This is a genomic window from Ruegeria sp. AM7, from assembly GCF_056535965.1.
Window position 1 is genome coordinate 106,537 of sequence record NZ_JBQFJE010000003.1, and the last position, 9,684, is coordinate 116,220.

Consider the following 9,684-nt stretch of genomic DNA (forward strand, 5'->3'; position numbering starts at 1 on the left):
CTTTAGAGCGTCTGCGGCATGCAAAATCAACTGTGCATGCCGCTCTGCAGCGAACAGGACTGAAATCTGTCCGAAACTGGACTTATTACCGCTCTTTCACATAGGGCTCGCCACCCGCCCGGGGTGGAACAGCTTTGCCAACGAACCCGGCCAGAATCACCACGGTCAGGATGTAGGGCAGGGCATCCATGACCTGTACCGGGATGACAACGCCGCCCAGGTCAATATTCTGGAAACGCAGCGCAACAGCCTGAAGCAAACCGAACAGCAGACACGCTCCCATCGCATGCCAAGGCCGCCATTTGGCAAAGATCAGCGCGGCCAGTGCGATGAAACCCCGTCCGGCGGTCATTTCCTTGACGAACCCGGCTTGCAGGGCGGTCGCCAGATAGGCACCCGCGATCCCGCACAGTACGCCGCAAATCGCCACGGCGGCAAAGCGCAGCCCCACGACCGAGACACCTGCGGTATCTACAGCGGCCGGGTTTTCGCCCACGGCCCGCAGGCGCAAGCCAAAGCGGGTGCGGTACAGAATCCACCACGTCAGCGGCACCATCAGGAAAGCGATATAGACGAGGATGGAATGCCCCGACAGAAGCTCGGAGTAGATCGGTCCAACGATGGGCACGCTGCTTATCGCGTCGGCAAAGGGGAAGTTGATCGGCTCGAACCGGCCGCCGCCGAACAGGGACGGAGTTCGCCCGCCCTGTTGGAACCAGCTTTGAGCGACCAGAACGGTCATCCCCGAGGCCAGGAAGTTGATCGCGACGCCCGAGATCAGCTGATTGCCCCGGAACGTGATCGACGCGACGCCATGAAGGGCCGACAGGATTAGTGAAGCCCCGATTCCTGCCAGAAGGCCCAGCCAGACCGAGCCGGTCACAGCGGCCACGGCGGCCGAGAAGAAGGCGGACATGAGCATCTTGCCCTCAAGCCCGATATCAAAGATGCCCGCGCGTTCCGAATAGAGCCCTGCCAGACAGGCCAGCAGCAGCGGTGTTGCCAGTCGAATTGTCGAATCAAGGACTTGGATAAGAGTTACGAAGGCCTCCATCACTGCGCTCCTTTCCGCAGGCTCAGGAACAGCTTTTCAAGCGGCATCCGTACCATGTTGTCCAACGCTCCGGTGAACAGGATCACAAGGGCCTGAATGACCACGATCAGCTCACGCGGGATCGAGGTCCACAGCGCAAGTTCTGCACCGCCCTGATAGAGGAACCCGAACAGGATCGCGGCAAGGAACACCCCGAACGGGTGCGACCGCCCCATCAGCGCCACTGCGATGCCGATGAAACCTGCGCCCTCGGTCGAGTTCAGGACCAGACGCTCTGCCTCGCCCATGACGTTGTTGATGGCCATCATCCCCGCCAATCCGCCCGAGATCAGCATGGCGATGATGGTAATGCGCACCGGGGAAATCCCGGCATAGACGGCCCCGGTTTCCGAATGGCCATAGGCGCGGATTTCATAACCCAGCCGCGTCCGCCAGATTAGCGCCCAGACCGCGACACAGGCCAGCAAGGCCACAAAGAACGAGATATTCGCGGGCGCGCCCCGGAACATAGCATTCTCGGCGGTTGAGAACATGGACTGGAAGGTTGGCAAATGCACCGTTTCGGGGAAACGCGCGGTTGCCGGGTCTTGCGAGCCCTGCGGGCGCATCACGTTGACCAGCATATAGTTCAGGAAGGCTGCCGCGATGAAGTTGAACATGATCGTTGTGATCACGATATGGCTACCGCGCTTGGCTTGCAGGTAGGCGGGGATTGCCGCCCACATGGCACCGAACAGGGCCGATCCGACACAGGCGGCCAGCAGGGCAATACTCCAGTGGGGCCAATCGATATAGAGGCACACCATGGCGACGCCCAGACCGCCCAGCATGGCCTGACCTTCGCCGCCGATGTTGAACAGACGCGCGTGAAATGCCACGGCTACGGCCAGACCGGTGAACATGAAGTTGGTCGCGTAATACAGCGTATAGCCCCAGCCATAGGTCGACCCCAGCGCGCCGGTGACCATCAGGTTCACGGCCTCGATGGGGTTTTCACCAATGGCGAGGATCACCAACGCCGAGAGGATTGCAGCCAGTATCAGACTGATCAGCGGGATCAGAACGACATCGGCCCATTTGGGCATTTTATCCATGCTTCACGCGGCCTTTCCCGCAACACCGGCCATCAGCAGGCCCAGCTCTTTTTCATCCGTCTCATGGGGCAGGCGTTCGCCCATGATATGTCCGTCAAACATCACCGCAATCCGGTCAGACAGCGAGAAGATCTCTTCCAGCTCGACCGAAACCAGCAAGATCGCCTTGCCCTGATCGCGCAGAGCGACGATCTGTTTGTGAATGAACTCGATCGCGCCGATATCCACGCCGCGTGTTGGTTGACCCACCAGCAACAGATCGGGGTTCCGCTCAATCTCGCGCGCGACGACAATTTTTTGCTGGTTCCCGCCCGAGAAGTTCTTGGCCGCAAGCCAGCCATCGGGTGGGCGGACGTCGAACTTTTCCATCTTGGCCTCTGTATCAGCGCGCAGGGCGGCGTTGTCCATGAACAGGCCCCGCTTGTAGGCCGGGTCGCGGTGATAGCCGAAGGCCACGTTTTCCCACGCGTGGAAATCCATGATCAGACCTTCGCGCTGGCGGTCCTCGGGTACATGCGCAATCCCTTGCGCCCGGCGTGTCTGACCATCCGAGCCCGCCCCGCTCAGCGCCAAAGGTGCGCCGTTCAGGCGGATCGTGCCTTGGCCCGGACGCATCCCGCCCAGAACCTCAAGCAGTTCAGACTGACCATTGCCGGCAACGCCCGCAATGCCCACGATTTCACCCGCGCGGACGGTCAGGTCGATGCCTTTGACCCGCTCGACACCCGCACTATCGGTGACACTCAGATTTTCGATCTCAAGCACGGGCTGGCCTGGTTTTGCGGGCAGTTTGTCAACCTGCAACAGCACTTTGCGCCCAACCATAAGCTCGGCCAGTTCCTGCGGGTTGGTATCGGCGGTTTTGACTGTGGCTGTCATCTCACCACGCCGCATGACCGAGACGGTGTCGGTGTTTTCCATGATCTCGCGCAGCTTGTGGGTGATCACGATGATCGTCTTGCCCTCGGACCGCAGCCGGTCGAGGATGCGGAACAGCTGATCGGCCTCGGCCGGGGTCAGAACCCCGGTGGGTTCGTCCAGAATCAGGATCTCGGCCTTGCGATACAGGGCTTTGAGGATTTCGACACGCTGCTGCATGCCCACGCCTATTTCGTCGATACGTTTGTCAGGGTCGACGAACAGCTCGTATTCTTCTTCCAGCGCTTTCAGTTCTTTACGCGCTTTGGACAGCGAGGGGGCAAGCAGCCCTCCGTCCTCGGCACCCAGAACGATGTTTTCCAGAACGGTAAAGTTTTCCACCAGCTTGAAATGCTGGAACACCATCCCAATACCTGCCGCAATCGCAGCCTGACTGTCGGGAATTTCGGTCTTGTCACCGTTGATCCAAATCTCGCCCTTATCGGCCTTGTAAAAGCCGTAGAGGATACTCATCAGCGTGGATTTGCCCGCACCGTTTTCACCGATGATCCCATGGATCGTACCGGGGGCGACGCTGATGGAAATGTCTTTATTGGCCTGAACCGGCCCAAAGGCTTTGGAAATGCCCTTAAGCTCAATGGCGGGGACGCTCATGTCTTGTCCTCAGATTGCCGAAAGGGCCGCATGGCACGCGGCAGGGTAGGAGGCCGGGCGGAGGCTTAAACCCCCCGCCCGCGCGATATCAGAACTGCAGTGCGGGGCAGCTGTCGTTCTCGTAATAGCTGGTCACGGTGACATTGCCGTCGATGATCTCCTGACGCGCCTTGTCGACTGCGCCTTTCATCTCGTCCGAGACCAGCGACGCGTTGTTGTCGTCCATGGCAACGCCCACGCCTTCTTCGGCCAGACCCATGGCGAAGACGCCGGTTTCAAGGTTCTCACCTGCTTTCATCGCGTCATAAACGGCGACGTCTACGCGTTTCAGCATCGAGGTCAGAACTTTGCCCGGATGCAGGTGGTTTTGGTTGCTGTCCACGCCGATCGACAGGATGCCTTCGTCGGCAGCGGTTTGCAGAACACCTACACCGGTGCCGCCTGCGGCTGCATAGATCACGTCAGCACCTTGGCTGATCTGCGCTTTGGTCAGCTCGGACCCTTTCACCGGGTCGTTCCATGCAGCCGGAGTGGTGCCGGTCATGTTGGCCACAACTTCGATATCGGGGTTCACAGCTTTGGCGCCCTGGGCATAACCACAGCCAAAGTGACGGATCAGGGGGATGTCCATGCCGCCAATGAAACCAACGGTGCCAGATTCAGACGCCATCGCCGCCATCATGCCAACCAGATACGATCCTTCATGCTCGGCAAAGCCGATCTGACGAATGTTCGGAGCGTCCAGCCAGTTCACGTCAACCGCGACAAATTTGGTGTCGGGGTAGTCGCCCGCAACTGCCGACAGCGGGTCGGCCATGGCGAAACCCATGGTGATGATCGGGTTCAGACCGGCCTCGGCAAAGCGACGCAAAGCCTGCTCGCGCTGGGCTTCGGATTGCAGTTCGATTTCGCGATAGCTGCCACCGGTTTCATCGGCCCAACGCTGCGCGCCATTATGGGCGGCCTCGTTGAATGACTTGTCAAACTTACCACCCAGGTCAAAGATCAGGGCCGGCTCAGCCAGGGCCGCACCTGCGGTTAGTGCGACGGCTGCGGCGGCGCCCATCAAGGATTTCATCAGGGTCATTTGTTACTCCCGTTGTTATTGTCGGTCGGAGCCAAGATAGCCCCGTTCACCCACTAAGAGCGAGCATATCTGTTGTGATGGCGGGAATTAAGGCCGTTTGCAACAGCCGGGGTCAACTGATTTTTGACCACTTGGTCGAGAAAAAATTCGACGACTATTCAGGTCAAGTCACATTCCATCACGAGAGCGTCAATTTTCTGATTGTTTTCGCGCACATAGTACGATTTGCGTAATCCACAGGGGCGGTAGCCGCAGCTATGGTACAAGGACAGCGCCGGAAGATTGTCCTGCGCCACATCCAGAAAGGCGCGCGTCGCGCCCAATCTTTGGGCCTTTGCATGCCACTCGGCCATACGGATTCTTGCAAGCCCCTGACGTTGCAGGTCAGGATGCGTCGCTATTGTCAGCAATTCCGCTTCGTCGGCGATTACCTGAAACAAAGCAAAGGACGCCGGGACCCCGACCAAATGAGTAAAACGATTCTGCAGTAAATCCGCGAATTCTGCGTCGGACCACGCGCGCGATTGTGTAAAAGCCGCAGAATGGGTTTTGGCAAGGGCTTGCGGAGTCATCCGTCCAACAATACTGGCGGCGAGTCTTTGGACGGGGCCGCATCTGCCGCGCGGATGTAAAGCGGCGCAGGCGCGCTGTTTGTGTTTTGCCACTTCTGAGACGCCACATTTGCGATCCCGCGAACCTGTACTACAGGGTCATCGTTGAAAGCCAGTGGACCTAGTGATTCTGCCTGTTCAAGCGGGATCAAGGCCGGGTCTTGACCCTCGGGTGAGATATACACTTGATCCCGTGGCGCGCGAATGGCCGGTAAAGCGCCTTGAGTTTCTTGCGCCAGCGCCTCAAAACCCGAAACGCCGACAGCCGGAACGCCAAGGCCCAACGCCAGCCCACGCGCAGCGGATACTGAAATTCGGATGCCGGTGAAATTGCCCGGCCCGATACCAACGCCGATGGCTGAAAGGTCTTTCCACGTGTATCCGGCCTGGGTCAGCAAATCTTCCAGCATGGGCATCAAGTGTTCTGCCTGACCGCGTGTCATGGCGTCGACTTGAACCGCAATGATCTGATCTCCGCGTAACAAAGCGGCCGCGCAATGCGCGGCCGATGTATCAAACGCCAGAATCAGCGGGTCAGACGGCAACGGGGCGAACCTCGGTCACTTCAGGGATGTAGTGACGCAGCAGGTTCTCGATCCCCATTTTCAGTGTCAGGGTCGAGGACGGACAGTTCGCGCAGGCCCCCTGCATGTGCAGGTACACAACGCCGCGGTCAAAACCATGGAAGGTGATGTCGCCACCATCTTGGGCCACAGCAGGGCGCACGCGGCTATCCAGAAGGTCCTTGATCTGATTCACGACTTCCGCGTCTTCGCCGGTGTGTTCGGCATGGCCAGATGCGGTTGTGGCGTCAGCAGCCATGACCGGCTGGCCCGACTGGTAATGCTCCATCACTGCGCCAAGGATCGCGGGTTTTATGTGGTCCCACTGAACATCGTCAGATTTAGTGACAGTCACAAAATCATTGCCAAAGAACACGCCGGTTACACCGCTGACGGTGAAAATCCGGTTGGCCAAAGGTGATTTCTCAGCCGCTTCTGCCGATGGAAAATCTGCGGTGCCCGCCTCCAGCACAGTTTGACCGGGCAGGAATTTCAGGGTTGCAGGGTTCGGCGTGGATTCGGTCTGGATGAACATAGCGCGGCTCCGTTTCAGTTGCCTCTGATATGCGGGTCCGCGCGCGGGAAGTCAAGATTTGGAACGGTTCTAAATCTCAGTCGCCAGCTTTATCGCATCATCCAGCCGGTCATCGCCCCAGAACAGCTCATCCCCGACCAGAAAACTGGGGGCACCGAACAGTCCTTTGGCCTGCGCGATCTCGGATTGTTTTTTTAACGCAGCTTTGATCTGAGGGTTTTGCGTCTGGCTCAGCGTCTCTTCGGGCAATCCGGCGGCGGTCAGACAAGTAACCAGAACCGCGTCATCAGCGATGTTCTGGCCATGGGCAAACTCGGCAGAGTATACGGCGCGGACAAAGGCGGCTTTTTGGGCCGGGTCTTCGATGGCCAGCGTCAGGCGGGCCGCCTTCAAGCCGTTTTGCGGAAATGGATCGGGGTGCTGGAACGGCAGGCCGCGGTGGGCGGTCAGACGCTCCATATCGCGCCACATATACTGCCCTTTGGCTGGATAGAGGTTGAAGGGCGAATCCGTCCAGCCCTGTGCAAAAAAGATCGGACCCAGCAGGAAGGGCTGCCAATCGACACTCACGCCATGCCGGGCGGCGGCCTCTTCGATCCGCATTGCGCTGAGGTAGGAATAGGTCGAGGCGAACTCGAACCAGAACTGAATGCTGCGGGGCATCTAGGTGATTTCTTCCAGTTTTTCCTTGCTCAGATCACCGGGGACGATAGTGATCGGGATCGGTAAACTGCCGGAGTTTTTGGTCAGTTGCGTCACCAAAGGACCGGGGCCCTTCTTTTCAACGCCCGCGCCCAGTACCAGCACGCCGATCTCGGGATCGGATTGCACGTGTTCGATGATTTGCGCCACTGGTTCGCCCTCGCGGATGGCCAGTTCCGGATCAACGCCCTGCTTGTCACGCATCCATTTGGCGAACACTTCGTAATGGGCGTGGATGCGTTCGCGCGACTCCTCGCGCATCACCTCGGCCACTCCGATCCAGTGGTTGAACTCATCGGGGGGAATGACCGACAGGATCGTCACGCCGCCGCCCGTATGGGCCGCGCGCATGGCTGCAAAACGCATTGCGTTCAGGCATTCGCGGCTGTCATCCAATACCACCAGGAACTTACGCATGGGTGTCCTCATTCATTTCGGGCGATCATGCCCGACCAAATGCGCGCTGGCAACCGAAGCCTATCGCGTGGTGGCAGCCCAATCCCAATACAGCTCGCGCGCACGACGTGCGATGGGTCCGACCTGATATTGCGTGTCCTGCAACGCCGTGACCGGGGTGATTTTGCTCATGTTTCCGGTCATGAAGACCTCATCAGCCTTGTGGAAATCATCGAAACTCAGGATCGCTTCGTGCACGGTTACACCATCTGCACGCAGGTTTTCGATATGGCGAGCGCGGGTGATTCCGGCCAGAAACGTACCATTGGGGGTGGGGGTGAATACCTCGCCATCCCGGACCATAAAAATGTTCGCAGTCGCGGTTTCGGCCACATGTCCCAACGCATCCGCGACCAGGGCGTTTGAGAAACCATTGGACCGAACCTCTTGCAACATTCGCGCATTGTTGGGGTATAGGCAGCCCGCCTTGGCGTTCACCACTGCTGATTCCAGAACCGGGCGACGGAAGCGCGTATAGCCCAGTGTGACCGACGCAGATTCGGGCGCCATTGGAATCTCTTCGAGGCAAATCGCGAAACCTGTGCTGTCTTCAAGCGGCACGATCGCCGTGCGGTCGCCGTCGATGCCCCAATACATCGGGCGGATATACACCGCCGCGTCCGGCGCATAACTTTCCAGCCCTTCGCGGATGATCTCGACCATCTGCTCGGTGGTCACAAACGGCGTCAGCATCAAAGCCTCGGCCGAGCGGTTCACGCGGGCACAGTGCGCATCAAGATCGGGGACCAGACCGTCGAAATAGCGGGCGCCATCGAAGACGGACGACCCCAGCCAAGCGCCGTGATCGGCTGCCCGCATGATGGGCGCATCCCCGTCATGCCACTGACCTTCGAAATAGGTGCGAATATTCTTGCCGACTGCCATCACGCCCTCCCAAGCTTTGCGGCAAACCTAGGAAGACGCCGCGGCAACGTCCAGAGCAATCAGCCCTGTTTCGCGCCAACCATGCCCACGATTTCGTAGGTTTGTTGCAGGATCGGGGCGGCAACAGCGCGCGCCTTTTCTGCCCCATTGGCCAGAATCCGGTCAATCTCGGCCTCTTCGCCCATCAGGCGCGCCATCTCGCCCGAAATCGGAGCCAGTTTCGACACGGCCAGTTCGGCCAGCCTCGGTTTGAACTCGCCAAACTGCTTGCCGCCAACCTCTGCCAGAACCTGCTCGGCGGTCTGATCGCTGAGCGCCGCGTAGATATTGACCAGATTGCGCGCCTCGGGACGTTCGGACAGGCCATCCACATCCGAAGGCAGAGCATCGGGGTCGGTCTTGGCCTTGCGGATTTTCTTGGCAATCGTGTCGGCGTCATCGGTCATGTTGATCCGAGTCATATCTGACGGGTCCGAGGACGACATCTTGCGCGACCCGTCCCGCAGGTTCATCACGCGCGGGGCAGGGCCGCCGATGACGGGTTCGGTCACAGGGAAGAACTCGACGCCATAGTCATGGTTGAACTTGATGGCGATGTCGCGGGTCAGTTCCAGATGCTGTTTCTGATCCTCACCCACCGGCACATGCGTCGCGTGGTAGGTTAGGATGTCCGCCGCCATCAGCGCCGGATAAGCAAACAGACCCAGTGAGGCATTCTGCGCATTCTTGCCCGCCTTGTCCTTGAACTGCGTCATCCGCTGCATCCAGCCCATCCGGGCGATACAGTTGAAAATCCAGGCCAGCTGCGTGTGCTCGGGCACCTGGCTTTGGTTGAACAGGATGGATTTTTCCGGGTCCAGACCGGCGGCGATGAAACCGGCGCAAACCTCGCGCGTTTTCTCGCGCAGGCGGGCCGGGTCCTGCCAGACGGTGATGGCGTGCAGGTCGACCATGCAGTAGATGGTCTCAAAATCGTCGCCCTGCATATCCACGAACCGCTTGAGCGCACCCAGGTAGTTGCCAAGGTGCAGGTTCCCCGACGGCTGGATGCCGGAAAACACGCGCGGTGTGAACTGGGTGTCGGTCATCGAAGGGAACTCCCGTCTGGAAAAATCAGCCCCCGTCGCTTACCCATGGGGCAAAGGGACGTCAACAGCCGCGAAA

11 protein-coding genes are annotated in these 9,684 nt (G+C 59.3%); all 11 read right to left on the reverse strand.

Annotated elements, in window-relative coordinates:
- Nucleotides 1–85: 85 nt before the first annotated feature.
- Nucleotides 86–1,054: an ABC transporter permease gene (locus ACR3EG_RS04210; protein ID WP_480483155.1), complete on the reverse strand. Its 969-nt coding sequence runs from the start codon at nucleotides 1,052–1,054 to the stop codon at nucleotides 86–88.
- Complete coding sequence (locus ACR3EG_RS04215) at nucleotides 1,054–2,148, reverse strand: ABC transporter permease (protein WP_480483157.1); 1,095 nt, start codon at nucleotides 2,146–2,148, stop codon at nucleotides 1,054–1,056. The genes ACR3EG_RS04210 and ACR3EG_RS04215 overlap by 1 nt, the downstream gene beginning before the upstream one ends.
- Nucleotides 2,149–2,151: 3 nt before the next feature.
- Nucleotides 2,152–3,681, reverse strand: coding sequence for an ABC transporter ATP-binding protein (locus ACR3EG_RS04220; protein ID WP_480483159.1), 1,530 nt, complete (start codon nucleotides 3,679–3,681; stop codon nucleotides 2,152–2,154).
- An 88-nt stretch (nucleotides 3,682–3,769) separates the two neighbouring features.
- On the reverse strand, nucleotides 3,770–4,768 hold the full coding sequence (locus ACR3EG_RS04225; RefSeq protein WP_480483161.1) for a BMP family lipoprotein: 999 nt from the start codon (nucleotides 4,766–4,768) through the stop codon (nucleotides 3,770–3,772).
- 158 nt (nucleotides 4,769–4,926) lie between these two features.
- Complete coding sequence (locus tag ACR3EG_RS04230) at nucleotides 4,927–5,340, reverse strand: GNAT family N-acetyltransferase (protein ID WP_480483163.1); 414 nt, start codon at nucleotides 5,338–5,340, stop codon at nucleotides 4,927–4,929.
- Nucleotides 5,337–5,924 carry a tRNA (adenosine(37)-N6)-threonylcarbamoyltransferase complex dimerization subunit type 1 TsaB gene (gene tsaB / locus ACR3EG_RS04235; protein ID WP_480483165.1) on the reverse strand — a complete coding sequence of 196 codons (588 nt, stop codon included), beginning with the start codon at nucleotides 5,922–5,924 and terminating at the stop codon, nucleotides 5,337–5,339. The genes ACR3EG_RS04230 and tsaB overlap by 4 nt, the downstream gene beginning before the upstream one ends.
- On the reverse strand, nucleotides 5,914–6,477 hold the full coding sequence (locus ACR3EG_RS04240; protein WP_480483167.1) for a NifU family protein: 564 nt from the start codon (nucleotides 6,475–6,477) through the stop codon (nucleotides 5,914–5,916). Before ACR3EG_RS04240 ends, tsaB begins: the two co-directional genes overlap by 11 nt.
- Before the next feature lie 69 nt (nucleotides 6,478–6,546).
- The gene (locus tag ACR3EG_RS04245) at nucleotides 6,547–7,140 is read right to left on the reverse strand and encodes a DsbA family protein (RefSeq protein WP_480483169.1); all 594 of its coding nucleotides are present in this window, start codon (nucleotides 7,138–7,140) and stop codon (nucleotides 6,547–6,549) included.
- Complete coding sequence (locus ACR3EG_RS04250; RefSeq protein WP_170353488.1) at nucleotides 7,141–7,596, reverse strand: universal stress protein; 456 nt, start codon at nucleotides 7,594–7,596, stop codon at nucleotides 7,141–7,143.
- A gap of 60 nt (nucleotides 7,597–7,656) precedes the next feature.
- The gene (locus tag ACR3EG_RS04255; protein WP_480483171.1) at nucleotides 7,657–8,520 is read right to left on the reverse strand and encodes a branched-chain amino acid aminotransferase; all 864 of its coding nucleotides are present in this window, start codon (nucleotides 8,518–8,520) and stop codon (nucleotides 7,657–7,659) included.
- Between the two features lie 59 nt (nucleotides 8,521–8,579).
- A complete protein-coding gene (gene trpS / locus ACR3EG_RS04260; RefSeq protein WP_480483173.1) occupies nucleotides 8,580–9,608 on the reverse strand; it encodes a tryptophan--tRNA ligase in 1,029 nt (342 codons plus the stop codon).
- Nucleotides 9,609–9,684 lie beyond the last annotated feature (76 nt).